Here is a 626-nt window from a genome sequence, read left to right on the forward strand (position 1 = left end):
AGCTTCCACACGTACTGAACCTTAGTCCAGGTCTGTTGCGGTTTGCCGTCCACGGTACCTGGTTTGTTTTTGCATGAACCCGACATCAACTGTGAGCGCACTGCATTATCCAAACCGCGGAAACCACTGGATTTGTCGATCTTGACGTCTGATACAGCACCATCGGCACCAATCAATACAGACAAGACCACGGTACCGGTCTCTTCATTACGTAAAGACGCACGTGGGTACTCTGGTTTGCAACCTGCAACGTTAAAGTCGATCACCCCTGGCACAGTGACCGGACCGGTCGCTTTTGCTGGCTCTGGTGGAGCAGTTTGCTGTGTTTTAGCAAACACTGGGTTCTCTGGCTTCACGTTCGATACTGCTGCGATCGTGTTTTGCTGCGGTTGCTGCTGTACTTGCACTTCCGGTGGCGGAATAAATGGTGGCGGTGGAGCCAACAATTTCGGCGGCGGTGGTGGTGGCGTGTCTGGCGGTGGTGGAGGAGGTTTGACCTCTTCCACTATTTTTGTCTCCATGGGCTTTTGGATGATCTGAACGATCTTGTTCCCCAAGCCATTGAGCAGCGCATACAACAGCACTACGTGAAATGCTAATACCAGCCCCATGCCAAGGAACTTCTT

1 protein-coding gene is annotated in these 626 nt (G+C 52.2%); it reads right to left on the reverse strand.

The window, feature by feature from the left end; all coding sequences use genetic code 11:
* A partial coding sequence (locus ACO0KY_RS19660) for an energy transducer TonB (protein WP_423048926.1) occupies positions 1–626 on the reverse strand: 626 nt, incomplete at both ends.

The sequence above is a fragment of the Undibacterium sp. Dicai25W genome (assembly GCF_049340505.1).
GTDB lineage: Bacteria > Pseudomonadota > Gammaproteobacteria > Burkholderiales > Burkholderiaceae_D > Undibacterium > Undibacterium jejuense.